Source organism: Limosilactobacillus reuteri (assembly GCF_002254085.1).
Classification (GTDB): Bacteria; Bacillota; Bacilli; order Lactobacillales; family Lactobacillaceae; genus Limosilactobacillus; species Limosilactobacillus reuteri_K.
Genome location: NZ_NGPY01000036.1, coordinates 3,211 through 4,841 on the forward strand (window position 1 = coordinate 3,211; position 1,631 = coordinate 4,841).

The window sequence follows — 1,631 nt, forward strand, 5'->3', positions numbered from 1 at the left end:
TCTCAAAACTAAACAAAGTTTCTTCGATGTGTAGGTTCCGTTTTATTCCTTAGAAAGGAGGTGATCCAGCCGCAGGTTCTCCTACGGCTACCTTGTTACGACTTCACCCCAGTCATCTGTCCCGCCTTAGGCGGCTCCCTCCATAAAGGTTAGGCCACCGACTTTGGGCGTTACAAACTCCCATGGTGTGACGGGCGGTGTGTACAAGGCCCGGGAACGTATTCACCGCGGCATGCTGATCCGCGATTACTAGCGATTCCGACTTCGTGTAGGCGAGTTGCAGCCTACAGTCCGAACTGAGAACGGCTTTAAGAGATTAGCTTGCTCTCGCGAGTTTGCAACTCGTTGTACCGTCCATTGTAGCACGTGTGTAGCCCAGGTCATAAGGGGCATGATGATCTGACGTCGTCCCCACCTTCCTCCGGTTTGTCACCGGCAGTCTCACTAGAGTGCCCAACTTAATGCTGGCAACTAGTAACAAGGGTTGCGCTCGTTGCGGGACTTAACCCAACATCTCACGACACGAGCTGACGACGACCATGCACCACCTGTCATTGCGTCCCCGAAGGGAACGCCTTATCTCTAAGGTTAGCGCAAGATGTCAAGACCTGGTAAGGTTCTTCGCGTAGCTTCGAATTAAACCACATGCTCCACCGCTTGTGCGGGCCCCCGTCAATTCCTTTGAGTTTCAACCTTGCGGTCGTACTCCCCAGGCGGAGTGCTTAATGCGTTAGCTCCGGCACTGAAGGGCGGAAACCCTCCAACACCTAGCACTCATCGTTTACGGCATGGACTACCAGGGTATCTAATCCTGTTCGCTACCCATGCTTTCGAGCCTCAGCGTCAGTTGCAGACCAGACAGCCGCCTTCGCCACTGGTGTTCTTCCATATATCTACGCATTCCACCGCTACACATGGAGTTCCACTGTCCTCTTCTGCACTCAAGTCGCCCGGTTTCCGATGCACTTCTTCGGTTAAGCCGAAGGCTTTCACATCAGACCTAAGCAACCGCCTGCGCTCGCTTTACGCCCAATAAATCCGGATAACGCTTGCCACCTACGTATTACCGCGGCTGCTGGCACGTAGTTAGCCGTGACTTTCTGGTTGGATACCGTCACTGCGTGAACAGTTACTCTCACGCACGTTCTTCTCCAACAACAGAGCTTTACGAGCCGAAACCCTTCTTCACTCACGCGGTGTTGCTCCATCAGGCTTGCGCCCATTGTGGAAGATTCCCTACTGCTGCCTCCCGTAGGAGTATGGACCGTGTCTCAGTTCCATTGTGGCCGATCAGTCTCTCAACTCGGCTATGCATCATCGCCTTGGTAAGCCGTTACCTTACCAACTAGCTAATGCACCGCAGGTCCATCCCAGAGTGATAGCCAAAGCCATCTTTCAAACAAAAGCCATGTGGCTTTTGTTGTTATGCGGTATTAGCATCTGTTTCCAAATGTTATCCCCCGCTCCGGGGCAGGTTACCTACGTGTTACTCACCCGTCCGCCACTCACTGGTGATCCAACGTCAATCAGGTGCAAGCACCATCAATCAGTTGGGCCAGTGCGTACGACTTGCATGTATTAGGCACACCGCCGGCGTTCATCCTGAGCCAGGATCAAACTCTCATATAAAA

1 rRNA gene is annotated in these 1,631 nt (G+C 53.0%); it reads right to left on the bottom strand.

Annotated features, from left to right (window positions below):
• Positions 1-53: 53 nt before the first annotated feature.
• Positions 54-1,629: ribosomal RNA gene (locus tag CBG10_RS07405) — 16S ribosomal RNA — on the bottom strand.
• Positions 1,630-1,631: the final 2 nt, after the last annotated feature.